The organism is Kangsaoukella pontilimi, from assembly GCF_009830125.1.
GTDB classification, from domain to species: Bacteria; Pseudomonadota; Alphaproteobacteria; order Rhodobacterales; family Rhodobacteraceae; genus Kangsaoukella; species Kangsaoukella pontilimi.
This window is the reverse complement of sequence record NZ_WUPT01000002.1, coordinates 472,870-495,111: the sequence shown is the minus strand read 5'-3', so window position 1 is coordinate 495,111 and position 22,242 is coordinate 472,870. Positions and strand designations below refer to the sequence as shown.

At 63.9% G+C, this 22,242-nt stretch carries 29 protein-coding genes and 1 tRNA gene; 14 read left to right on the top strand and 16 right to left on the bottom strand.

Going from position 1 to position 22,242, the window contains the following annotated elements:
• The first annotated feature begins 320 nt into the window (after positions 1–320).
• Complete coding sequence (locus GQ651_RS19045; RefSeq protein ID WP_319637418.1) at positions 321–710, top strand: thermonuclease family protein; 390 nt, start codon at positions 321–323, stop codon at positions 708–710.
• Here the strand turns inward: GQ651_RS19045 and rnc are convergent.
• From rnc to acpS, 3 genes are read right to left on the bottom strand one after another with little or no spacing between them, the layout of a single operon-like run.
• On the bottom strand, positions 698–1,384 hold the full coding sequence (gene rnc, locus GQ651_RS11880; protein ID WP_160764463.1) for a ribonuclease III: 687 nt from the start codon (positions 1,382–1,384) through the stop codon (positions 698–700). The genes GQ651_RS19045 and rnc overlap by 13 nt on opposite strands.
• Positions 1,384–2,169 (bottom strand): signal peptidase I, encoded by a 786-nt coding sequence (gene lepB, locus GQ651_RS11875; protein ID WP_227258153.1) that lies wholly within the window; start codon positions 2,167–2,169, stop codon positions 1,384–1,386. The genes rnc and lepB overlap by 1 nt, the downstream gene beginning before the upstream one ends.
• Before the next feature lie 58 nt (positions 2,170–2,227).
• A complete protein-coding gene (acpS, locus tag GQ651_RS11870) occupies positions 2,228–2,662 on the bottom strand; it encodes a holo-ACP synthase (protein WP_160764462.1) in 435 nt (144 codons plus the stop codon).
• Between the two features lie 78 nt (positions 2,663–2,740).
• Between acpS and GQ651_RS11865 the strand changes: the two genes are divergently transcribed.
• Positions 2,741–3,343, top strand: coding sequence for a hypothetical protein (locus GQ651_RS11865; protein WP_160764461.1), 603 nt, complete (start codon positions 2,741–2,743; stop codon positions 3,341–3,343).
• Here GQ651_RS11865 and GQ651_RS11860 read toward each other — a convergent pair.
• The 3 genes from GQ651_RS11860 to GQ651_RS11850 form a co-directional block, all read right to left on the bottom strand.
• Complete coding sequence (locus tag GQ651_RS11860) at positions 3,321–4,070, bottom strand: pyridoxine 5'-phosphate synthase (protein ID WP_160764460.1); 750 nt, start codon at positions 4,068–4,070, stop codon at positions 3,321–3,323. The genes GQ651_RS11865 and GQ651_RS11860 overlap by 23 nt on opposite strands.
• Before the next feature lie 121 nt (positions 4,071–4,191).
• The gene (locus GQ651_RS11855) at positions 4,192–4,419 is read right to left on the bottom strand and encodes a DUF1150 family protein (RefSeq protein WP_160764459.1); all 228 of its coding nucleotides are present in this window, start codon (positions 4,417–4,419) and stop codon (positions 4,192–4,194) included.
• A 15-nt stretch (positions 4,420–4,434) separates the two neighbouring features.
• Complete coding sequence (locus GQ651_RS11850; protein WP_160764458.1) at positions 4,435–4,845, bottom strand: Hsp20 family protein; 411 nt, start codon at positions 4,843–4,845, stop codon at positions 4,435–4,437.
• Positions 4,846–4,977: 132 nt separating this feature from the next.
• On the opposite strand from GQ651_RS11850, the gene GQ651_RS11845 reads away from it, so the two are divergent.
• From GQ651_RS11845 to GQ651_RS11830, 4 genes are read left to right on the top strand one after another with little or no spacing between them, the layout of a single operon-like run.
• Entirely contained in the window at positions 4,978–5,238 is a 261-nt protein-coding gene (locus GQ651_RS11845; RefSeq protein ID WP_227258152.1) for a YdcH family protein, read from the top strand.
• A 60-nt stretch (positions 5,239–5,298) separates the two neighbouring features.
• Positions 5,299–5,784, top strand: a complete 486-nt coding sequence (purE, locus tag GQ651_RS11840; RefSeq protein ID WP_160764457.1) for a 5-(carboxyamino)imidazole ribonucleotide mutase — start codon at positions 5,299–5,301, stop codon at positions 5,782–5,784.
• The gene (locus GQ651_RS11835; RefSeq protein ID WP_160764456.1) at positions 5,777–6,862 is read left to right on the top strand and encodes a 5-(carboxyamino)imidazole ribonucleotide synthase; all 1,086 of its coding nucleotides are present in this window, start codon (positions 5,777–5,779) and stop codon (positions 6,860–6,862) included. Before purE ends, GQ651_RS11835 begins: the two co-directional genes overlap by 8 nt.
• Before the next feature lie 5 nt (positions 6,863–6,867).
• Entirely contained in the window at positions 6,868–7,317 is a 450-nt protein-coding gene (locus GQ651_RS11830) for an NUDIX domain-containing protein (RefSeq protein ID WP_160764455.1), read from the top strand.
• Here the strand turns inward: GQ651_RS11830 and GQ651_RS11825 are convergent.
• Entirely contained in the window at positions 7,287–8,144 is an 858-nt protein-coding gene (locus GQ651_RS11825) for a DMT family transporter (RefSeq protein WP_160764454.1), read from the bottom strand. The genes GQ651_RS11830 and GQ651_RS11825 overlap by 31 nt on opposite strands.
• Positions 8,145–8,175: 31 nt before the next feature.
• Positions 8,176–9,216, bottom strand: a complete 1,041-nt coding sequence (gene hemE / locus GQ651_RS11820) for a uroporphyrinogen decarboxylase (RefSeq protein WP_160764453.1) — start codon at positions 9,214–9,216, stop codon at positions 8,176–8,178.
• Positions 9,217–9,319: 103 nt separating this feature from the next.
• Here hemE and hemC point away from each other — a divergent pair, with 103 nt between their 5' ends.
• The gene (gene hemC, locus GQ651_RS11815; protein WP_160764452.1) at positions 9,320–10,261 is read left to right on the top strand and encodes a hydroxymethylbilane synthase; all 942 of its coding nucleotides are present in this window, start codon (positions 9,320–9,322) and stop codon (positions 10,259–10,261) included.
• 3 nt (positions 10,262–10,264) lie between these two features.
• Here the strand turns inward: hemC and hemN are convergent, their stop codons facing one another.
• Positions 10,265–11,620 carry an oxygen-independent coproporphyrinogen III oxidase gene (gene hemN, locus GQ651_RS11810; RefSeq protein ID WP_160764451.1) on the bottom strand — a complete coding sequence of 452 codons (1,356 nt, stop codon included), beginning with the start codon at positions 11,618–11,620 and terminating at the stop codon, positions 10,265–10,267.
• A 65-nt stretch (positions 11,621–11,685) separates the two neighbouring features.
• Between hemN and fnrL the strand changes: the two genes are divergently transcribed.
• The gene (gene fnrL / locus GQ651_RS11805; protein WP_160764450.1) at positions 11,686–12,432 is read left to right on the top strand and encodes a transcriptional regulator FnrL; all 747 of its coding nucleotides are present in this window, start codon (positions 11,686–11,688) and stop codon (positions 12,430–12,432) included.
• A gap of 92 nt (positions 12,433–12,524) precedes the next feature.
• Here fnrL and GQ651_RS11800 read toward each other — a convergent pair whose 3' ends face one another.
• Together GQ651_RS11800 and GQ651_RS11795 are read right to left on the bottom strand one after the other, a co-directional pair.
• Positions 12,525–13,130 (bottom strand): pyridoxamine 5'-phosphate oxidase family protein, encoded by a 606-nt coding sequence (locus tag GQ651_RS11800; protein ID WP_160764449.1) that lies wholly within the window; start codon positions 13,128–13,130, stop codon positions 12,525–12,527.
• Positions 13,131–13,252: 122 nt separating this feature from the next.
• Positions 13,253–13,603, bottom strand: coding sequence for a hypothetical protein (locus GQ651_RS11795; protein ID WP_160764448.1), 351 nt, complete (start codon positions 13,601–13,603; stop codon positions 13,253–13,255).
• 254 nt (positions 13,604–13,857) lie between these two features.
• Here GQ651_RS11795 and GQ651_RS11790 point away from each other — a divergent pair, with 254 nt between their 5' ends.
• Entirely contained in the window at positions 13,858–14,847 is a 990-nt protein-coding gene (locus tag GQ651_RS11790) for a glutathione S-transferase family protein (protein WP_160764447.1), read from the top strand.
• A gap of 25 nt (positions 14,848–14,872) precedes the next feature.
• Here the strand turns inward: GQ651_RS11790 and GQ651_RS11785 are convergent, their stop codons facing one another.
• On the bottom strand, positions 14,873–15,232 hold the full coding sequence (locus GQ651_RS11785; protein WP_160764446.1) for a response regulator: 360 nt from the start codon (positions 15,230–15,232) through the stop codon (positions 14,873–14,875).
• Positions 15,233–15,422: 190 nt separating this feature from the next.
• Between GQ651_RS11785 and GQ651_RS11780 the strand changes: the two genes are divergently transcribed.
• Entirely contained in the window at positions 15,423–16,607 is a 1,185-nt protein-coding gene (locus tag GQ651_RS11780) for a lytic murein transglycosylase (RefSeq protein ID WP_160764445.1), read from the top strand.
• A 289-nt stretch (positions 16,608–16,896) separates the two neighbouring features.
• On the opposite strand, the gene GQ651_RS11775 is transcribed toward GQ651_RS11780, so the two are convergent.
• Both GQ651_RS11775 and GQ651_RS11770 read right to left on the bottom strand, forming a co-directional pair.
• Positions 16,897–17,268, bottom strand: a complete 372-nt coding sequence (locus GQ651_RS11775) for a hypothetical protein (RefSeq protein ID WP_160764444.1) — start codon at positions 17,266–17,268, stop codon at positions 16,897–16,899.
• 59 nt (positions 17,269–17,327) lie between these two features.
• Entirely contained in the window at positions 17,328–18,182 is an 855-nt protein-coding gene (locus GQ651_RS11770; RefSeq protein ID WP_160764443.1) for an N-formylglutamate amidohydrolase, read from the bottom strand.
• Positions 18,183–18,341: 159 nt separating this feature from the next.
• Between GQ651_RS11770 and GQ651_RS11765 the strand changes: the two genes are divergently transcribed.
• Positions 18,342–18,416: transfer RNA gene (locus GQ651_RS11765), tRNA-Val, on the top strand.
• A gap of 88 nt (positions 18,417–18,504) precedes the next feature.
• Positions 18,505–18,630: a type B 50S ribosomal protein L36 gene (gene ykgO, locus GQ651_RS11760; protein WP_028287243.1), complete on the top strand. Its 126-nt coding sequence runs from the start codon at positions 18,505–18,507 to the stop codon at positions 18,628–18,630.
• A gap of 244 nt (positions 18,631–18,874) precedes the next feature.
• Here ykgO and GQ651_RS11755 read toward each other — a convergent pair whose 3' ends face one another.
• Positions 18,875–19,624: a YkgJ family cysteine cluster protein gene (locus tag GQ651_RS11755; RefSeq protein ID WP_160764442.1), complete on the bottom strand. Its 750-nt coding sequence runs from the start codon at positions 19,622–19,624 to the stop codon at positions 18,875–18,877.
• 193 nt (positions 19,625–19,817) lie between these two features.
• Here GQ651_RS11755 and GQ651_RS11750 point away from each other — a divergent pair, with 193 nt between their 5' ends.
• Both GQ651_RS11750 and GQ651_RS11745 read left to right on the top strand, forming a co-directional pair.
• Positions 19,818–20,747: a VOC family protein gene (locus tag GQ651_RS11750; protein WP_160764441.1), complete on the top strand. Its 930-nt coding sequence runs from the start codon at positions 19,818–19,820 to the stop codon at positions 20,745–20,747.
• Entirely contained in the window at positions 20,744–21,337 is a 594-nt protein-coding gene (locus GQ651_RS11745; RefSeq protein WP_160764440.1) for an alpha/beta hydrolase, read from the top strand. Before GQ651_RS11750 ends, GQ651_RS11745 begins: the two co-directional genes overlap by 4 nt.
• A gap of 257 nt (positions 21,338–21,594) precedes the next feature.
• On the opposite strand, the gene GQ651_RS11740 is transcribed toward GQ651_RS11745, so the two are convergent.
• Positions 21,595–22,242 (bottom strand): RluA family pseudouridine synthase, encoded by a 648-nt coding sequence (locus GQ651_RS11740; protein WP_160764439.1) that lies wholly within the window; start codon positions 22,240–22,242, stop codon positions 21,595–21,597.

Below are 22,242 nucleotides of genomic sequence, written 5' to 3'. Positions count from 1 at the left end.
CGCCGTCATAATGCACCGAATTCGCCGAAAATGCGCTCGATTTCGCGCTCAGGTTGTCGGGCATGGAATTGATTGCCGTAAGCCTCATTGTCGTTTCAGCCTACCTTGTGCGCAATTACGCGCATTCCACAAAGGATCAGACCGCACCACTGCCACCGCCCGTTGCTGCATCGCCGCCGCAAAAGCCCGCGACGGATCTGCCCCCCACGACACGGCCGAAACCCCGGCCGATCCCGTCAAGCACCTGGACGGACCGCACGCCCACACCCGCCGGGGCGCGCCCCGCGTTGACAGCGAAAGCCCGCCGCGCCCGTCAACTGGTGGAAGATGCACGCCGCCTCGACCGTTGCATCCTCACCGGCAAGGCCTGGGTCGTCGACGGCGACACGATCGTCATCGACGGCGTCCATATCCGCATCGCAGGGATCGACGCGCCCGAACTGAACCACCCCTACGGTCAGGCCTCGAAATGGGCCATGGTCCGGCTTTGCCGGGGTCGAACGGTTACAGCCCGCATCCGCCCCGAGCTGTCCTATGACAGGGTCGTGGCCCATTGCCGCCTCGACGATGGCACAGACATTGCCGAGGCCCTGGTCGCTCAGGGCCTCGCGCTGGACTGGCCCGCATTCTCGAAGGGGCACTACAGCCGGTTTGAACCGCCTGGCATCCGCAAGAAGCTCTGGAAGACAGCGATCCGTCAGCGTGGTTGAGTTACCTGGCCCAGAAGAGCCTTGGCCGCCGCCTTTTCGACCTCGCGCTTCACGGTGCCTTCGGCCCGTGCCGCACGCCCATCGGCCAGCCGCGCCTCGATGGTGAAGACCGGCGCATGGGGCGGCCCTTTACGCGCGATCTCGACATAATCAGGCGGCGCCTCGCCCCTGCCCTGAGCCCATTCCTGCAGCGCCGATTTCGGGTCCTTGGCATCTTCCGCCACCGTCGCGGCCCGATCCCCGATGATCTTCAACAGAACCGCCTTGGCCGCACCGTATCCCGCATCCAGATAGATCGCAGCGATCACCGCCTCGAAGGCGTCGGCAAGAGTCGCCACCCGGCGTCGACCGCCCGTCTTCATCTCACCGGGCGAAAGCCGCAGCACAGCGCCCAGCCCGATCTCGTCAGCCATCTCGGCGCAGGTCTCTTTCCGGACCAGCATGTTGTAGCGCGGCGCCAGCACCCCTTCAGACGCGGTCGGGTCGGCCTCCAGCAAGGCCTCGGCCACGATCAGGTTCAGCACCCGGTCGCCCAGAAATTCCAGCCGCTGGTTATTGGGTCTGACAGCGGTGCCGACGGAAGGATGTGTCACCGCCTCGATCAGCAGTTCGGGTGACCGGAACCGATGCCCCAGCCGCGACTGAAACGCATCGAGCTCGCGGCCCGGCTTCATCACTCGATCGCCTTGAAGAAGCGATCCCCCCGCCAAGTCCAGACGAAGAGAAGCGAACGCCCCGCCGACGAGAAAATCACCCGGTCCGCCCGGCCGATCAGGTTCTCGTACGGCACGAGACCAACGCCCGACGGCGGCTGCACACGGCTGTCGGTCGAGTTGTCGCGGTTGTCGCCCATGAAGAAGAAATGCCCCTCCGGCACCCGGAAGACGCCCGTGTTGTCCACCCGGCTCGGCCCGGCATCCAATACGGCGTGCTGCGTGCCATCGGGCAGCGTCTCGATGAAACGGTCCTTGGTACAGTCGTCCCCGAAGCGGACGCGCGGCTCGAGGCAAACGGGCGTCCGGCCCGCCGGTCCCTGCCGCTCATAGGTCTCGACAAAGGTGCCATCGGGCACTTGCGGCGCGGGCGAGCCGTTGATGTAGAGAATGCCCGACCGCATCTGGATCGTATCGCCCGGCAAGCCCACGACCCGCTTGATGAAATCCTGCCCATTGGTCGGGTGGCGAAACACCACGACATCGCCGCGCTCGGGCTCATCCCCAAACAGACGCCCGTCGATAGGACACATGGAAAACGGACAGGACACCGAGGAGTAGCCATAGGCCATCTTGTTGACGAACAGGAAATCCCCGATCAGCAGCGTGTCCTTCATTGACCCCGACGGGATCCAGAACGGCTGGAAAAACAGGGTGCGAAATACGCCCGCGATCAACAACGCATAGACGATCGTCTTCACGGTTTCGACGACGCCGTCCATCAGCGTTCCGGTCTTCTCACTCATACGGGCTGTCCGTCCATGAAAAAGGGTTCGCGCTTTCTGGCCCCCGGCCCCGCCCCTGTCAAGCAAGCCGCCGCGTCGTGGGGCGCGCGGCGTCGTCCTCGGGCAGGGCTTCGATCACGACAAAGGCCTGCGCCCAGGGGTGGTCGTCGGTCAGCGTGACATGGATCGTGGCCACATGCCCCTCCGGCGTCATTTCGGCCAGTCGCTCGGCGGCCCATCCGGTCACATGCATCACCGGCTGGCCGGACCTGAGGTTGGTCACTGCCATGTCCTTCCAGGCGATCCCCATGCGCAGACCGGTGCCCAAAGCCTTGGAACAGGCCTCCTTCGCCGCCCAGCGCTTGGCATAGGTGCCGGCCACATCGCGCCGCCGCTCGGCCTTCCGCTGCTCGGTCTCGGTAAAGACCCGGTTCCGGAACCGGTCGCCATAGCGATCAAGCACCCGCTCGATCCGCTCGATATTGCAAAGATCGGTCCCGATACCAAGGATCATGTCGCGCCTTCCCTTTTCCGGGGCCATATGGGGCTGCCAGCAAGGTTTTGGCAACCATGTCGCGCTATGCCCGGCCCCATGCATCGCGCCCTTACCCTGATCGCCCTCCTTGCAGTCACAGCCTGTGGCGGCCTCGCCTGGAACACCACCGTGGCCAATGATCCCAACGTCCGCTGGGCCATGGTGACAAGCGTCCAACCCGGCTTCACGACGGAAACCGACCACGTCGCCCGCTGGGGCAACCCCACCCAGAAGATCCGGCAAGGCGCGGAAACCCGCTTCGTCTACCGCGACATGACCAATCCCGAGGGTTACGGCCCCCCGCAATTTGGCCGCTCGGACGCCTATGTGGTTGTGGTCTTCCACTACGGAACGGCTGTCGGCGCCTACTCCAGCGATACGGAAGGCTGCCGCGCCACCTTCTCGCCCCGCCCGCCCGGTTACGGCTTCGACAACCCGACAACGGTCCACCCGGTCAACTGCATCCTCGCCGGCCCGGCGACAGGCAGCCGGTCCGACCCGACCGGCACCGACACCCAACGCCAGGGCCCGCTCTCGCCCGCATCTTCGCCTGTTCGAAAATATCCCCGCCGGAGGCAGCGCGCCGCGGGGACCGCGGCGCAGATATCGCGTGCGCGCGTCAGCGCGCTCAGCTCGGTCAGGCCCGTGCGGCGTCCATGATGCGCCGCATCTCGGCGATTGCGGGGCCAAGCCCCCGGAAGATCGCCTCGCCGATCAGGAAATGCCCGATATTCAACTCCCGTATCTCGGGAAAAGCGGCAATCGGAGCCACCGTATCATAGGTCAGCCCGTGACCGGCATGAACCTCCAGCCCAAGCGAATGGGCGAAGGCCGACATCTCGCGCAGGCGCTCCAGTTCGGCGTCACGCTCCTTAATCCGTCCCTCGGCATGAAGATCGCAATACGCCCCTGTATGCAGCTCGATGACCGCCGCACCGATCCGGTGCGCCGCCTCGATCTGACGCCGGTCGGCAGCGATGAAGATCGAAACGCGACAGCCCGCATCCCTGAGCGGCGCGATGAAATGCGCCAGGCGGTTCTCGTCCTGCGCCACCTCCAGACCGCCCTCGGTCGTCCGCTCCTCGCGCTTCTCCGGCACGATACACACCGCATGGGGCACATGACGAAGCGCGATGTTCTGCATCTCTTCGGTCGCGGCCATCTCGAAATTCAGCGGCACGGTCAGTTCCTCGGCCAAGGCCTCGATATCCGCATCCGAGATATGCCGCCGATCCTCGCGCAGGTGCGCCGTGATCCCATCGGCACCTGCCTCTTCGGCCAGTTTCGCCGCGCGCACCGGATCGGGATAGGCCGATCCGCGCGCGTTCCGCACCGTCGCCACGTGGTCGATGTTGACCCCAAGCCTCAACTTACCTGCGCCAGCCATGGCCGCCCCCGTCTCGTCGCCTTACCTGCCGAGAAGGTGCACCAGACGCGCCGAAAGTCGACAAGAAAAACGCCCGCCGAGGGACCGGCAGGCGTTCTAATTAGCGGTAAAGGCAGCGCGCTCAGTGCACGTTGACCGGCGCGAAATCATTCTGACGCGCCAGGACGAAGGCCAGCTCACGTCCTTTAACCAGGGCAAGACGCTCGCCATCCGAGGCGTGAACAGCATAGATCTGGGCATCGCCATCGGCCTGCTCCTGCACTTCGGCGGGAAGCGTCGCGATATCCACAGGACGGACATACACCGTCCGGTCGGTATCCATATCCTTGAAATCAAATGGTGAATTCATAGCACCAGTCCTCCGTCAACCCTTGTCGATCCTGATTTCCTGCACCACGCGGTTGGGTTCTGCCCTGACCAGTTCGATATGCAGCAAACCATTGGCGAGCGACGCTCCACTGACCTCAACGCCGTCGGCCAGCAAAAAGGTCCGCTGAAACTGACGCGCGGCGATTCCGCGATGCAGGAACACGCGCCCGCTCGTGTCGTCGGCCTGACGGCCCCGCACGACCAGTTCCTTGTCCTCGACCGTGATCGACAGATCGTCATCGGCAAAGCCGGCCACGGCCAGCGTGATGCGGAAGGCGTGATCGCTTACCTGTTCGATATTATAGGGGGGATAGCCGTTTTCGGTCTTGGCCGTCCGTTCGACCATGCGTTCCAGCTGATCGAAGCCCAGAAGGAACGGGTGGGTTCCCAAGGTCAACTTGCTCATGCGCGTCCTCTTCACCAAAGCGACACTTCTGCCCAGCCCCCGAAGGCGACCGGTCTTGAGCATGATATGGGGGTGCTGCCCTGTTGCCGCAAGGGCGGACAAAGGACTACCACCTTTTAACGCACGCAGGCTATGGTCGGCCTCAGCGATCCGAACGATGATGGCGTCATGGCCCAGGACATCCCAAAAACGATGAACCACGAAGAGGTTCTCAGCCTGAAACTTCAGGTCCTCAAGCGTGAGCATCGCGACCTTGACGAGGCGATCCAGGCGCTATCGGAAAAGCCCGGTGGCGATCCCCTGACCATCCGCCGCCTGAAGAAACAGAAGCTGGTTCTCAAGGACAAGATCGCCCGGATCGAAGACGAACTGACCCCCGATATCATCGCCTGAGCGATTGCGGCCCCCCAGCCCTGCGGCTAGTGTCCGGCTGAACCGGAAGAGGGGCTCGGAATGACCACAGATGTCGGCATTATCATGGGCAGCCAGTCGGACTGGCCGACGATGCGGGGGGCCGCCGAGATACTCGACGAACTCGGTGTCTCTTACGAGGCGCGGATCGTATCCGCCCACCGGACGCCCGACCGCCTCTGGTCCTATGGGAAAGAGGCCGCCGACCGTGGCCTGAAGGCGATTATCGCCGGCGCTGGCGGCGCGGCGCATCTGCCCGGCATGATGGCGTCCAAGACCCGCATTCCCGTCATTGGCGTGCCTGTAGAAACCCGTGCGCTCAAAGGTGTCGACAGCCTCTATTCCATCGTCCAGATGCCTCGCGGCTTTCCCGTCGCCACCATGGCCATCGGCGCGGCGGGTGCCGCCAATGCGGGTCTGATGGCTGCGCAAATCCTCGCCCTTTCGGACGCAGACCTTGCGGCGCGGCTCGACGACTGGCGCGCCGCGCTTTCGGCCTCGATCCCGGAGGTCCCCAGCGATGACTGACGCGCTCAAGCCCGGCCAGACCATCGGCATCCTCGGCGGCGGACAGCTTGGCCGGATGCTGGCCATGGCCGCCGCGCGCCTCGGTCTGCAAACCCATGTCTACGAGCCGGGCGCAAATCCGCCCGCCGCACAGGTGGCCAACCGCACGACCACTGCGCCTTACGAAGACCTAGACTCGCTTACTGCCTTCGCCCAATCGGTCGACGTGGTCACCTACGAGTTCGAGAACGTCCCCGCCGATGCGCTCGACGCGATCGAGGCGGTCGTCCCGATCCGGCCAAACCGACAGGCACTGGCGGTCAGTCAGGATCGGCTGACAGAGAAGACCTTCCTGACCGAGATCGGGCTCGACTGCGCGCCCTTCGCACCCGTCCATGATGACGCTACGCTGGCACAGGCCATCGCGCTGACCGGCCTGCCGGCGATCCTGAAGACCCGCCGCCTCGGCTACGACGGCAAAGGACAGGCGCGGATCAGGGAAACGCACGACACCACGCGCGCGTTGGCCGAGATGCAGGGCGCCGAAGCCATTCTGGAAGGTATGGTCGCCTTCGACCGCGAAATCAGCGTGATCGCCGCGCGCGGCGCCGACGATACCATCGCGTGTTTCGAGCCAGGCGAGAACGTCCACAAGGATGGCATCCTGCACACCACAACGGTCCCCGCCGATATCGACGAGGCACTGCGCGAACGCGCTTTCGGCGTCGCTGGCACAATCCTGACGGCGCTCGACTACGTGGGCGTAATGGGGGTCGAGCTCTTCGTCGTGGGCGACCGGCTGCTGGTCAACGAGATCGCCCCCCGCGTTCACAATTCCGGCCACTGGACCGAGGCGGGCGCGGTCATCGACCAGTTCGAACAGCATATCCGCGCCGTTGCGGGCTGGCCTTTGGTCGATCCGGTGCGGCACTCGGACGTGGTGATGACCAACCTCATCGGGGATGATGTCGACGACGTCGCGGCCATCGCCGCCGAGACCGGCGCAAGGCTTCACCTCTACGGCAAGGCCGAGGCGCGCGCCGGTCGCAAGATGGGCCATGTCACGCGGGTTCTGCGCCCGGCCTCCGACCGGGTCTGAGGCGCATGGGGCGCAAGGTCAGGCTGGCCGTCCGGGGCCTGATCCTGCACCGCGATCGGCTGCTTCTGGTGAACGCGTGGCCCGGCGGGAAAAGCGATCTGCTCTGCGCGCCGGGTGGCGGGGTCGAACCGCATCAGTCCCTGCCAGACAACCTCCGCCGCGAAATCCATGAGGAAACCGGCCTGACCGTCAGCGTCGGCCCACCGGTCCTCGTGAACGAGTTTCACGACCCCGACGGAGACTTTCACCAGGTCGACATCTATTTCCGCTGCTCGCTGATGGACCCCGACATGCCCGCCGACTGGACCGACCCTGAAGGCGTAGTGACCGAGCGCCATTGGGTCACGCGGGAAGACCTTTCGCGGCTTCGCGTGAAACCCGACAGCCTCGCCGACGTCGCGTGGGACCATGACGGGGTAGCGGCCTACGACCCGCTGGAGCCGATCCTGCGCTGAGACGAGGCCAGCACGCCAAGCGCGACGCCCCCCAGAATGATCGCCGACGACAGGACAAGCCGGGCTGTCAGGCCCTCGCCCAGAAACAGCACGCCCCCCGCCACCGCAATCACCGGCACCGTCAGTTGCGCCAGCGCAGCGACCGAGCGGTCCAGTCCCGGCAGCACCGTGTACCAGAGCGCATAGCCGAGACCGGAGGTGACCGCGCCCGAGACCACGGCGAGCACGATGCCCTGCCCCCCGATCCCGCCTCCGGCCATGGCCCATACCAGAAAGACCACCGGCACGGCGCACATGAAATTCGCCGCCGTCTCGCCCATGGCATCCTTGGCCCCGCGCCCAGCCAGCGAATAAATACCCCAGCCGAACGCCGCCGCTGCCATCATCGCCACCGGAACAAACGCGGGAGCCGTGACGTCCCCCGGCCAGACCAGCCACGCCAGACCGCCAAGCGCCATCGCCGCGCCCAGCCAGCGCAGCACGGGAACATGGTCGCGAGACAGGACGGCGGCGGCGAACATAGTCAGTTGCACGCCTCCGAACAGGATCAGCGCGCCAAGCCCGGCATCGAGCGAAACGTAGGCAAACGAGAACCCGATCAGGTAAAGCGCCAGCGCAGCCGTCTCCAAGACGCGCCCCTTGGCCCGAATGGGTGGCACACCGCCCCGCAGGATGACCAGCGCCGCCAGCATCACCGCCCCGGCCAGCACCCGCACCGCCGCAAAGGCGGCCGGGCTGGTGGCGTCATCCAGAAGCGCGGCGCGGTTCAGCAGGGAATTGGCGGCGAAAGCCACCATGGTCAGCGCGGTCAGCAGGACAAGGCGCATAGGCGGCCCGCTCCCATCCGCGCGCCGGGCCTCAGCCCTTCGCGCCCTCGCGCACCGTGTCGATCATCAGCTGCACATTCTCGGGGTCCGCATCCGGCGTGATCCCGTGGCCGAGGTTGAAGATATGCGGCCCCTTCGAAAAAGCGCGCACAATGGCCCGCGTCTCGTCGATCAGCGCCTGCCCGCCCGTCACCATATGGGACGAGGCCAGATTGCCCTGCACGCAGCCATCGACCTGCACATGCTCGGCGGCCCATTCGGCATCGACGGAGTTGTCGAGCGCGACGCAATCGGCACCCGTCGCCTTGGCAAACCCGACATAGCGCTCGCCCGCCTCGCGCGGGAAGGCGATGATCGGCGTGTCGGGGTGGCGTGCCTTCAGCGCCGCAATGATCCGCTTGGCGGGCGCCAGCGCATAATCGTCGAAATCCTGCCCTTTTAGCGATCCGGCCCAACTGTCGAAAAGCTTGACCACCTCGGCACCGGCCTCGATTTGCGCCGACAGGTACTCGATGGTCGCCTCGGTCACGCGGTCCATCACGGCCTCGAACACGGGCCGGTTCTCGGCCTTCAAAGCATGGGCCGGACCCTGGTCCTTGGTGCCCTGCCCCGCGATCATATAGGTCGCCACGGTCCAGGGCGCGCCCGCGAAGCCGATCAGTGTGGTCTCTTCGGGAAGCTCGCGCGACAGGATGCGCACCGTCTCGTAGACCGGCGCCAGATGCTCGTGGATCGAGTCGGCGGGCTTCAGCGCCGCCGCCTCTTCGGCCGTGGTGACGGTCGACAGGCGCGGCCCCTCGCCGGTCACGAACCACAGGTCCATGCCCAGCGCATCCGGGATCAGCAGGATATCGGCAAACAGGATCGCCGCGTCGAAGCCATAGCGGCGGATCGGCTGAAGTGTCACCTCGGCGGCAAGCTCGGGGTTGTAACACAAGCTCAGGAAATCCCCCGCCTCGGCGCGTGTCGCGCGATATTCCGGAAGGTATCTGCCTGCCTGCCGCATCATCCAGATCGGCGGCACGGGCAAAGTCTCTCCGGCCAGCGCGCGCAGGATCAGCTTGTCTTTCATTGTGGTATTCCCCGGAATTCTGTGACCATCTTGGTCACAGCCGCAGGCACCCTTGTCAATAGAACGGATTGTCAACTTTTCCTGACACCACTACACCAAGCATATGACGACGTTCCCAGATTCCGCCCACCCGTTCCGTATCGGCACCCGTGGCTCGCCCCTTGCACTCGCACAGGCCCATGAGACCCGCGCCCGGCTGGCCGCCGCGTTCGACCTGCCCGAGGACGCGTTCGAGATCGTCGTCATCAAGACCACGGGCGACCGGGTGCTGGACCGTCCGCTGAAGGAGATCGGCGGCAAGGGGCTGTTCACCCGCGAGATCGAGGACGCGATGCTGGCGGGCGAGATCGATATCGCGGTGCACTCGATGAAGGACATGCCCGTCGAACAGCCCGGCGGGTTGACGCTCGACTGCTACTTGCCGCGCGAGGACGTCCGCGACGCCTTTGTAGCGCCGTCCGGCGGCACGCTGGCCGCGCTGCCTGCCGGAACCCGCGTCGGCACCTCCAGCCTCAGACGAAAGGCGCAGCTTCTGAACAAGCGGCCCGATCTTGAAGTCGTCGAGTTCCGGGGCAACGTGCAGACCCGCCTTAAAAAGCTGGAAGACGGAGTTGCACACTGCACCTTCCTCGCCATGGCCGGGCTGAACCGGCTGGGCATGGCCCATGTCGCCGCATCGGCCATTGAAACAGATGAAATGCTGCCCGCCGTCGCACAAGGCGCCATCGGGATCGAACGGCGCGAGGACGACGCGCGCGCGGCCGAAATGCTCGCCGCCATCCACGACACGCCAACCGGCCACCGCCTTGCCGCCGAACGCGCCTTCCTTGCGGCGCTGGACGGTTCCTGCGAAACGCCGATTGCCGGGCTGGCCGAGCTCTCCGGCGAAACGCTTCGGCTTCGCGGCGAGATCCTCCGCACCGATGGCTCCGAGGCGATCGCGGGCGAACGCAGCGGCCCTATCGCGGACGGTGCCGCCATGGGTCGCGATCTTGCCGCCGAATTGCTGGGCAAGGCGGGCGACGGATTCTTCGACTGGAAGTGATCGTCAGATCGCGAGCGAATGCCCATCGCTCTTGACGTCCCAGGCATCCAGAGCGCGCGCAAGAATACGGGTCAGCGGCCGCGCCTCAGGCTGTACCTCTATACCGCGTGCCGTCTTCCTCAGAGCATCCGGATAGCTCTTCAGCAGAGGCGTCAGACACGCCTCGACCGCCGCCGGATCGGCGCCTGCACGGTCAGCGGCACGGGCGGTGTCGATGCCGAATTCGCACATCAGCATCTCGATCAGAACGCCCCGAAGCGCATCGTCCCTCGACAGAACGACGCCCCGCGCAGTGGCGACCATACCCGCCTCGACCGCGCCCACCCATTTCGACGTGGCGGGCGCATTCTGCGCGAAACCGCCCGGAAAGCGCGAGATCGACGATGCCCCGAGCCCCAGCAGGACCTCGGCCTGATCGTCGGTGTAGCCTTGGAAGTTCCGGCGAAGCCGCCCCTCTTTCAAAGCCACGGCCAATCCGTCTTCGGGGCGCGCGAAATGATCGATGCCGATATCCATGTAGCCATCCCAACGGAACAGCCGCGCCGCCGTTTCGAACAGCGCCAAGCGCTCTTCGGGCCGCGGCAGCAAATCGGTCGGAATAAGCGCCTGTCGCCGCGCCATCCAGGGCACATGCGCATAGCCATAAAGAGCGATCCGGTCGGGGTTCAGCGACAGCACGCGCTGCACCGAGTCCGAGATGCGCGCATCGGACTGGTTCGGCAACCCGTAGAGGATATCGACGTTCAGACTGTCTATTCCGCGCGCGCGCAAACCGTCCACGGCCTGTTTCGTCGTGTCGAAGCTCTGATCGCGCCCGATGATCTTCTGAATATCCGGATCGAAGTCCTGGACGCCGATACTCGCTCGCGTCAGGCCAACTTCAGCCAGCGCGTCGAGCCGCGCCTCATCGATCTCGTTCGGGTCGATCTCGACCGAGAACTCGGCCCCGTCCGCAAGAGGAAAGCTTGTCTCGATAGCGCGGGCAAGGTCGCGAATCGTCTCCGCCTCGAGAAGGGTCGGTGTGCCTCCGCCCCAATGCAGGCGACTGAGCGCCACTCCCTCGGGCAAACGCGCGCGCATCATCTCGATTTCGCGCTTCAGCGTCTCAACATAGGCCCGGACCGGGCTGGCTGTGGATGTACCCTGCGTTCTACAGGCGCAGAACCAGCAAAGCCGTCGGCAGAAGGGAATGTGGAGGTATAGCGAGATACGTTCACTAGCGGGGACTGCGCCGAGAAATTCAGCCATTTCTTCCGGGCCGACATCAGCCGTGAAGTGGTTCGCCGTCGGATAGCTTGTGTATCGCGGCACCCTTGCGTCGAAAAGACCATGGCGTCGCATTTGCGTAGAAGTCATCATGACAGTTAGACTAGACACGCGAACAGGTCCGTACTTTGACACGGATCAAGGGAACCGGAGGGATCATGACCGAACTGCCGCCAGATCTGGCGCGTATGAAGGACTGTAGTCAGTGCCCGATCCGCCACCGCGCGGTCTGTGCACGCTGCGAACCGGACGAGCTGAGCCGTCTGGAGGAAATCAAGTACTACAGAACCTTCGAAGCCGGTCAGCCGATCCTCTGGGCGGGCGACCGCATGGAGTTCGTGGCGTCGGTGGTCTCTGGCGTCGCGGCGCTGACCCAGACGATGGAGGACGGCCGCCGCCAGATGGTGGGCCTTCTGCTTCCGTCCGATTTTGCCGGCCGTCCCGGGCGAGAGATCGCCAAATTCGACGTCACTGCCGTGACGAAGACGACGCTCTGCTGTTTCCGCCGGAAGCCTTTCGAGCATCTGCTTGAGACCACGCCCCATGTTTCGCAGCGATTGCTGGAAATGGCTCTGGACGAGCTCGACGCTGCGCGGGAATGGATGCTGCTTCTCGGGCGCAAGACTGCACGGGAGAAAATCGCCAGCCTTCTCGCGATTATCGCCCGGCGCGCCTCGATCAATGGCGACACCCGTGGCGGCAATGTCGAGATCGACCTGCCGCTCACCCGAGAAGCGATGTCGGATTATCTGGGCCTGACGCTAGAGACCGTGAGCCGACAGATCTCGGCGCTGAAGAAAGAGGGCGTGATCGAACTTCAGGGGAAGCGGCGGGTGATGATCCCGGACATGCGGACCTTGATGGCCGAAGCAGGCGACGACGAAGACGGCGGCGCGCTTCTCTGAGGCCTCAGGTTCCGGACGTCTCTACCCCCAGGCCATCCCCAAGAGATTCGCTGTCTCACGCTACGCCGGACCGACCGGCGCCGCGCGTACTGTCAGCTCCAGAGAATGCTCTTTGCATACTCGGGATACTCGCGATCATAGGCGTCGGCGTCGAAGCCCTGCTTGAACTCGCGGATGAAATCGCCCGCCGTTGGCACGCCCCCGCTCTCATCACCACGGGACCACAGGGCCGATCGGATAACCGCCTTGGCGCATTGGAAATACATCTCTTCAATGCTCACGACCGCCACGGTCTTCGGGCGCTGACCGTCCCTGTCGAACCGCGCCGTCATCCCGTCATCCGCTGTCAGTACCGCGCGCCCGTTCACCCGCACCACATTGCTCGATCCCGGCACCATGAACATCAGGCTGACGCGCCCGTCGCGGACGATGTTCCTAAGTGAATCGAGTCTGTTGTTGCCGCGCCAGTCAGGCAATAGAAGCGTCCGGCGATCCGCCACCGCGACAACCGGGCCGTCATCGCCGCGCGGACTGGCATCGGTCCCTTCCGGTCCGACAGTGGTCAGAACGACAAAGCGGGACGCCTCGATCCACCGGCGATAGGCCGGCGTCAGCTCGGTTGCGACCTTGTCGAGCGAATTGGGCGATGCCGCGTCATAAAGCCGTTCCAGCGTCTCGATATCGTCTATGGGGGTCATGCGCGCCTCCTTCGTCGCGCATGTTAGCGCCAACAGTCGCGCCTGTCAGCGGTTTTTGCTTTGTGTCCGGAAAATCCCGTGAGAGGCGCGCAATCTGCGAGCCGGGGGCAGAGTCCCCGGTTTCAGGCCCGCCCGATCAGCGCGACAGGCGCCATCGCATCCCGCTCATAGTCCAGCGCCGGCCCTGTTGCGGCCTCTGTCGCGCGCTTGAACTCATAGAGCATCTGCCCGTCCTCTTCCGAGGAGGCGACGATCAGACATTGAGACTTCATGCGCGCGCCATCATAGATGTCGACAAGACCGCGCAGACTTGGTGCGTCGTCGGCATCGAGCGCAAAGCCATCGCCCCAGTACCGCAAGATCGTGAAGTCGCGATCGCCGACGCGCACGCGCATCCGGCTTTTCTTTCTCAGTCCGGCCTTTTGTGCAGCGATAAGACCTTCCCGAACGTCCTTAGGCAGGTATTCAGACATGACAAAATCTCCCCCGCTGCTCAGGAGATGGCGCAAATGCCGATTCGGTCAAGAAGTGTCTGAATTCGCCGGTGTTTCGGACACGAACCGAACCACTGTTGGACCATGCCGGGCAGATTGGTTCCTCAGAAGAGACGCGCAGACTTAACGCCGTATTAGGCTGAGCGTGCGATGGCGCACATGCGCCGTGCCGTGGCAGGGCTGGTCCCGGACGGCAATCGCCCAATATTGAGGGACAAGCAAAGGAGAATTTCATGGGTCAGCTTGTCGAAGGCGTCTGGAAGGACGAGTGGTACGATACGAAGAAAACCGGCGGCAAATTCGTGCGGTCGAACGCCAGTTTCCGGAACTGGATCACCGCCGAAGGGAGTGCCGGGCCCTCGGGTGACGGCGGCTTTCCCGCCGAAGCGGGTCGTTATCATCTCTACGTGTCCTATGCCTGCCCCTGGGCACACCGGACACTCATCTTCCGCAAGCTCAAAGGACTTGAGGACCTGATCTCTATTTCGGTCGTCCATCCCGACATGCTTTCTGACGGCTGGACGTTCGACGATGACTTCGACGGCGCGACCGGTGACACGCTCTTTGGCCTGCCCTTCGCCCGTGACATCTACCTCAAGGCCGATCCCAATATTTCTGGCCGCGTCACCGTGCCGATCCTCTGGGACAAGAAGCGCGAGACGATCGTATCGAACGAGTCTTCGGAAATCATCCGCATGTTCAACTCGGCCTTCGACGGTCTGACCGGGAACACCGACGACTATTGGCCCACGCATATGCGCGACGCCATCGAGGAGGTGAACAAACGGGTCTACTCTACGGTCAACAACGGCGTCTACAAATCCGGCTTCGCCACCAGCCAAGAGGCCTATGACGAGGCGGTCACCGCGCTGTTCGAAAGCCTCGACTGGCTCGAAGACCGGCTCGCATCCAACCGCTACCTGATGGGCGACCGCATCACCGAGGCCGACTGGCGCCTTGTCACGACGCTGTTCCGCTTCGACCCGGTCTACCACCTGCACTTCAAGTGCAACCGGAGGCGGCTGATCGACTATCCGAACCTCTGGGGCTTCGCACGCGAACTGTACCAATGGCAGGGCGTGGCCGAGACGGTCAACTTCGACCACATCGTGCGGCACTACCACTACAGCCACGAGACGATTAATCCCAACCGCATCATACCGATCAATCCGGTGCTGGATTGGGACGAGCCTCATGGCCGTGGACGGCTGAAAGCGGCCTGACCCCCGTCAACGCTCCGGGCCTGCGTCAGCAAGCCCGGCCATGATACGCAACGATCGCCGCCAGATCCCCTGGCGGCGTTTTCTCTTCCACGAATGCGGCAGCGTTCGGGAAGTGGTTGAAGACCGATCCGTCCGAAAAGAAGGTCGCCCGCGTCACGAAGACGATCGCGGCGCTTGGCCGCCGGTAACTGGCATAATCCGCCACGGCCATAGCCGCCCCATCCGTCAGCATGATATCCAGTACGATCACATCGACGGAATGCTCGGTCATATAGGCGACCGCCGCCTCCTGACTGTGGACCAGCGTCACGGCATGGCCCTGACGTTCCAGGTACTTTGCCCAGATCACGGATAGTGTCGGATTGCTCGCGACGATCAATACCACCTTAACCACCTTCTGCGGGATCGCCCGCAGCAGAGTTTCTCCCCAGCTTTTTCATTTTGTGGCCGGAAGAATTAACAGAAGGTTAATGCTTTGCGGTCTTCCGTTAATCACCGGCGTTTTCCCGCCGATCCTTCTTGCCGGGAACCCCTTGCCTGATAGGGTCGCCCGGAAATTCAGCAACGGACTCCACATGCGCGCTGTTAACCTTTTTCTCGCCTGCCTTCTCACTTCCGCCACAGTCGCTCTGCCCGCTCACGCCCAAAATTGCGGCGGCAGCTTCGGCGGCTTCATCGACGAGCTAAAGACCGAGGCGGTGGCCAAAGGTCATGACCGCGCCACGGTCGACCGGTTCTTCCGCAGTGTCTCGCAGGACCCCGCCGTCATCCGCGCCGACCGCAGGCAAGGCATCTTCCAGATGCCGTTCACCGATTTCGCCCGACGCCTCATCAGCCAGAGCCGCGTCCGGAACGGTCAGGCCAATGCCCAGAAATGGGACGCGGTCTTCGACCGGATCGAGCGTGACTACGGCGTCTCGCGCGGCGTCCTTCTGGCCTTCTGGGCCTTCGAGACGGATTTCGGCGCCGTTCAGGGCGACTTCAACACCGTGAACGCCCTTGTCACCCTCGCGCATGACTGCCGCCGGCCCGAATTGTTCCGGCCACAGGTGTTCGCGGCCCTCGAACTTTTCGAGCATGGCGATCTCGACCCGGCCACGACAACCGGCGCTTGGGCCGGCGAGATCGGCATGGTTCAGATGCTGCCCGGCGACATCATAGAGTTCGGTGTCGACGGTGATGGCGACGGGCATGTCTACCTCAAGACGTCCCCGCCCGATGCGCTGATGTCCGGCGCGAACCTTCTCAAGGGTCTTGGATGGCGCGCGGGCGAACCGTGGCTGCAAGAGGTCTCGGTCCCCGCCGGTTTCGACTGGAGCCTGTCGGGCCTCGACACCACAAAGCCCGCTTCGGACTGGGAGCGTATGGGTATCCGGGCGCGATCGGGCGCGCTTGCCGCGCCGTCTCTCGATGCGTCGCTTCTGGCACCGCAAGGTCGGGGCGGGCCGACTTTCCTCGCCTATCCCAACTTCAGCGTCTTCTTCGAATGGAACCAGAGCTTCGTCTATGTCATGACCGCAGGCTATTTCGCCACGCGTCTCGAAGGCGCTCCAGTCTTCGATGCGGGCAACCCGGAACCGGGACTGGATCAGAACCAGATGAAACGCCTTCAGCAGAAACTGGCGGCGCGTGGTCATGACGTCGGCGGCGTCGACGGCATTCTAGGCTTCAACACCCGCCGCGCGGTTCAGGCCGAACAGGAACGGTTGGGGCTTCCGGCGGATGCCTGGCCTACGCGCGCGCTTCTTGACCGGCTGTAATCAGCCGGTCACCGGCACACGGTCACAAGAGAACCGCCTGTTCCGACACAGGACAGAGACACAAACGGCTTCTCGCTGAAATTGCCGAGCATGGCCAACGCCACGAAAATCGCACCTGCGATCGCGTACTCGCTCATCGCACACCCCCAAAAGGTCACTTGTTACATTCGGGTGCATGCGCACCCCCACCGGTACCAAGTCTATCCGTGCATCGAGGGTTTGAAAAAGCCTGCAAATGGCAACGAACCGGTTCCGATGAAGAAACCGGGAATCCGCGCATTCCGGTGCGCTACTCGGTGATCTCCGATACCGTCCGCACCGGAAATCGCGTTCCGTCCGCAATGATCAGCACCAGTCGACCGGCATTCTCGACCATTCGGTCGCAGCGTGCCGAGCCATTGTCGAAGGCAACGCAGACGCGGCTTTCGCCTTCGGTGCGCCAGGTGCCGGCCCAGACCGGCCCGTCATCGGTGTAGGTGTAGCCATAGCGCCGGTCAGCCGCGTAACGGGATTTCGAGCCATCGAAATACTCGATCACTTGCCCCGACAAACGCGCAGCCAATGCCTCGGACTGGAAGGTTCTATCCCCCGGCCGCGCACCATCCTGTGCCTGAGCAATGACTGGCATGAGGGCGAGAGCAAGAATGGCGAAGCGGCGCATGGGAGAAGAGTGGCCGAAAACCCGGCAGCCGACCAATCACGATGTCGTACGAGGTGACGCTATTCGGCGGCCAGTGGAATATCGCGGCGGCCGATCTCGGCGATGTCGCCCACAACGTCCCGCATGACATTCAGAAATCCGTCATATTCTGCATTGGGGCGGACCTGCCGCTCATCCATGTAGAGCGCGCGATCGATCTCGACCTGAACTACGTGCTGCCTACGCGCGGGGCGACCGTAATTCTGAGTCACATAGGCTCCGGCAAACGGCGCGTTCCGCGCCACGCGGAAGCCTGCGCTGGAGAAGGCCGCTTCGATCCGGTCCACGACCTCGGCACCGGCGGCGGCGCCAAAGCGGTCGCCCAGAACGATCTCGGGCCGCGCGCCCCGGTGGTGGGACAGATTGTCGATGGCCTCGTGCGGCATCGAGTGACAGTCGACGAGAATCGCTTCCCCAAAGAGCGCGTGACTTTCGCCGAGCAGCCGCGACAGAGCGCCGTGCCACGGGCGCCAGACATCGTGGATTCGGGCCTCTGCCTCGTTAGCCGAGATCTTTCCGCGATAGATCGCGCGTCCATTCGCCACGACGCGCGGCACGACCCCCAACCCCGACGCCACCCTCGGGTTGTGAGCGCCCCGGCGGACGCCTTCGATCAGCGCGGGGTCAAGCTCGTCCGCGGAGCGGTTCACGTCGAGCCACGCCCGCGGGTATGTCGCTGTCAGCAAAGGCGCGCCGAAATCGGTCGCAGGAGCAAAAATCCTGTCTACAAAGGCATCTTCCGACGATCTCAGCGTGCGCTCGTCCAGAACCGACCCGCGCACGAACTCCCACGGATAGGACCGGCCGGAATGCGGCGACGCGAAGACGACGCTCGTCGATCGGATATCCGGCAGGGTCAGGGTGAAGGGCTGCAAGGGCGCGCTTTCTCTTCTTCCGTTACATTGGTTATAGGGCGATTCCGGCGCGCGCCAAAAGCCCTTGAAAGGGAGGATTGATCCGATTATAGAGCCTCCGACCGGCGCGGGGCTTCCCCCGCGTCTTGTTCTTTAGGACAGGCCGGAAACGGCGGACACGGGCGGTTAGCTCAGCGGTAGAGCACTACGTTGACATCGTAGGGGTCACTGGTTCGATCCCAGTACCGCCCACCATTCACCGTCGCTTCGGGCTTGGGCCCGCTGCGGCAGAACCGGAACCCGAGGCGCCGACATCGCGCCGCGACTGAGAGAGGATAGGGCCATGAAGGTTCGCAACTCGCTTCGTTCGCTCAAGAGCCGGCACCGCGACTGCCGCGTCGTGCGTCGCAAGGGCCGCGTCTACGTGATCAACAAGACGCAGCGCCGGTTCAAAGCCCGCCAGGGCTGAGCCCGTCCAGCAGACTGGACCAGGATTGTGGCCGTCCCCCGGGGCGGCCTTTTCCGTTTTCGCTCTGAGGCGTTCGGGCGCCGGCAGGGTTTGCGCCGCTGACGCGTCGCGGTGGGCAGGGGGGCTGTCTGCCCCCCTCTTCGCGCTGTCGCGCGAATTCACCCCCCGAGGATTTCCCGGACCCAAAGAACTGGTTTTGGTGCAGAGTGGGATATCGAGGGCGATCCTTGACGAGACGTCCGCCTCAGGGAACCCGCTTCATCGCCTCCGCCTGACGGGCCAGTTCATCGACCAGTCCGCGTGGGCCGTGACGCGCCATTGTGAGAGCTTCATCAAGGCTCGCCCCGTCGACCGCCATTTGCGCCAGTTTCGCCATAGAGTAGGTCGGGACCATGGCGATCCCAGCCATGGCGGCGCGTGACAGGGCGAGCAGCGCCAGATGGATCATCTGTGCCCCGAGAACGCCTGCACCATCCGCCGGCTGTCCTTCCGCGATGCGTTCGCAGGCGGCGACATCGACCGACATGTAACTGCGGCAGATCATCGGACGCGCGTCATAGGCGCGGCACATCCGTGTTTCCGGGTCGAGCGCAGGGCAGGCGTTTTCGTGCCATTGGCGACCGTCGGGCTGTCCGATGAGCGGAAGCAGGGCCTTATGGAGGCGGCGCGCCTCATCGGCGCCGATGGTCCCGCCATCCTCGCCCTTGAGGATACAGCAGAAGGCGCACCCCGCGCGACAGGCCGCGTTCGCGGCAATTCCGGAATTGGACGAAAGCTGAGTGTGCGCAACCTCCTCCGCAATCTGCCGTGCGGCAGCACCGTCGCGGATGCGTCGGAGCGCCTCTGAAACCGGCATGCCGTGGGATTCGGCCGCATCGATCCATGCATCCATCATCAGCCGCGCCTGACCGAGCGCATGGGACGGTGCGCCTTTGACACGCGCTGCCTTGAGACGCTTTCTCAACTGCGTGAAATCCGTGACCTTTGCTGCCATCGGTCCGTCCTGCCCTGCCCGGTCGACCTGTTACATGCGGGATCATCCAGAGGTATCTCTGGGCGGGCAACCCGAAAGTCATGTGCGCATTCGCGCAAAAACTGCGCGAATTGCTCGGTTTTCTATTTATTCTCAAACACTAGATTACAAGCAATCCAAGGACACATGTCAAACCACTCGAAAGGCTTGCTCAATGCTCTCTCAGATAAAGGGCCTTCATCACGTCACCTCGCTTGCCTCCTCGGCAAAATCGAACAATGCGTTCTTTACCGACATGCTCGGCCTGCGTCGCGTCAAGAAGACCGTCAATTTCGACGCCCCGGACGTCTATCACCTGTATTATGGCGACGAAACGGGCTCTCCCGGCAGCGTCATGACGTATTTCCCGTTCCCGAACGCCGCGCGCGGACGGCCTGGCACCGGCGAGGTCGGACGGACGTCGTTTTCCGTCCCTAAGGACAGCCTGAAAGGGTGGGCCGATCGGCTGACGGCGTATGGTGTCCGCGATCTCAAAACCGACACCCGCTTCGGAGAAGACCGGCTGTTGTTCAACGGCCCCGATGGTGACGCGTTCGCACTGATCGGAACGGAGGGTGACGAGCGCGCACCCTGGACCGGCAACGGCGTGAGTGAGGACATGGCGATCCGGGGGTTCCATTCTGCGGATATGCGCCTTCAGGATGCTGGCGCTTCGGCAGAACTCCTTAAGTTCATGGGGTATGAAGAAACCGACAGGAAGGGAAATGTGATCCGTTTCAGGGTTCCCGACGGCAACGAGGCGAACACGATCGATATCGAAACGCTCCACGGCGTGAACTGGGCCGGCCAGGGCGCGGGGTCGGTGCATCACATTGCCTTCGCGGTCGAGAACCGCGCGCGGCAACTGGAGGTGCGTGAAGCGCTTCTGGACACAGGATACCAGGTGACACCGGTCATCGACCGGGACTATTTCTGGGCGATATATTTCCGTACGCCGGGCGGTGTCTTGTTCGAGGTCGCGACAAACGAGCCGGGATTCGCCACGGATGAGGATACCGCGCATCTGGGCGAGGCCCTGAAACTTCCCTCGCAGCACGCGCATCTCCGCGACCGTCTGGAGCGCTATCTGGAGCCGATCGAATGAGCTATCACGCTGCAAGAGCTGACGGAGAGGCGGGCGCGCCTCTCTTCCTGACGTTTCACGGGACAGGCGGCGACGAACATCAGTTCCACCATCTGGCCCGCGAATTGATGCCCGGAGCCTATGTCGTCTCGCCTCGGGGGGACGTCAATGAAAACGGCATGAACCGCTATTTCCGCCGGACCGGCGAAGGCGTCTATGACATGGACGATCTGGCCCGCCGGACGGCTGCCATGGCCGACTTCATCGAAGCGGAGAAGAAACGGACGGGTGCGGACCGTGTGGTCGCCATGGGATATTCGAATGGCGCGAACATTCTGGTCGCCGTGATGCTCGACCGGCCGGATCTGGTGGACGACGTCATTCTGATGCACCCGCTCATCCCGTGGGACCCTGCCGAGCAGCCTGCACTCTCGGGGCGCAAGGTGCTGATCACCGCGGGTCGGCGCGACCCGATCTGCCCGGCGGCGATGACGGAAGCGCTGGCGCGCTATCTGGAGGGGCAGGGCACCCTGCTGACGGTCGACTGGCACGATGGGGGACACGAGATTCGACAGGGGGAACTTGCTGCGATTCAGGCGTTTCTCGGCTGAACCGGGGTTTTGCGCCGCTGACGCGTCGCGGTAAAAAGGGGGGCTGTCTGCCCCCCCTCTTCGCGCTGACGCGCGAATTCACCCCCCGAGGATTTTCCGGACCCAAAGAAGACCAATCGCCTAACGTTAACCGGCATTAAGGTTAACCAAGCACGCCTGTCGCGGAAGTCGCTTTGGCCCGCAGCTTCTTTTGTTCGAAATACTCCGGGGGAGGTGCGCGCAGCGGGCCGGGGGCGGAGCCCCTCGCGACGCTGCTGTCAGAAAGGTGTCTTCGCCGAAAAGGTCATGCCGGCCCCACCGTCGGGGTGCCTGAGGCGCAGGCTTTCCGAATGCAGCATAAGGCGCGGGTGGTCCCGCGCGGGTCCGTCGGCGTAGAACGGATCGCCCAGAATGGGATGTCCGATCTCGGCCATATGCACGCGGAGCTGGTGCGAGCGCCCTGTCTGCGGATGAAGCCGGACGCGGCTTTCGCCATCCCGCGCTCTGAGAAGGCGCCACTCCGTCCGTGCGGGCTTGCCCGACTCGAAATCCACCTTCTGCCGGGGCCGGTTGGGCCAGTCGACGATAAGCGGCAGATCCACGGTTCCCTTCTTATCCCGCATCTCGCCCGCGACCCGCGCGACATATGTCTTGCGCATCTGCCGCTTCTCGAATTGCAGCCCGAGATGCCGCTGCGCATGGGGCGAGAGGGCAAAGACCATGACGCCCGAGGTGTCCCGATCCAGTCGGTGCACCAGAAGCGCCTCCGGGAAGGTCGCCTGAACCCGTGACAGCAGGCAATCGGCCAGATCCGGTCCCTTGCCCGGCACCGACAGAAGGCCGCTCGGTTTATTCACCAGGAGCAGTTCGTGATCCATGTGGATGACGTCCAACGGATCATCCGGCGGAGAATAGTTGTCAGTCAT